We start from the raw sequence: 343 nt of genomic DNA, 5'->3' as shown, positions 1-343 counted from the left end.
ATCCGCAGGAGGGCGATGGCGACCGCGACACGTAGCCGGAGTTTCGCGCCGGCTGTCTGGCCTTGGAACCATTCCTGTGCGCTACCGACGGGGTAGATCTTCAGGCGGGCTGCGCGGTCAATGGACACGGACTGCAGGGACGGCACCCCGAACCCGGTGGCGAGACTGGCGATCTCGTCGTTGATCTCTTCGAAGAGCTTCGCCGCTGTGGCCTTGCTGTCACCGTCAAGCAGGCTGGCGGCAGCATCGAGGATGCGGATGGCCTTCTCCTCCGCCTCGTCCGGAGGGGTCTCCTGCGGGGCTTCCAGCACGCTGAGTGCGCCTTCGAGGCGCAGTACGGCTT

Annotated in this window: 1 protein-coding gene; it reads right to left on the bottom strand. The window is 66.2% G+C overall.

All coding sequences use genetic code 11. The features are described from left to right. Window positions 1-343: hypothetical protein (locus OQ02_RS45415; RefSeq protein ID WP_033443815.1), on the bottom strand; the 343-nt coding region annotated here is incomplete at both ends.

It is taken from the genome of Saccharothrix sp. NRRL B-16314 (assembly GCF_000716595.1).
Lineage (GTDB): Bacteria > Actinomycetota > Actinomycetes > Mycobacteriales > Pseudonocardiaceae > Actinosynnema.
This window is presented reverse-complemented; position numbering and strand designations above follow the sequence as displayed.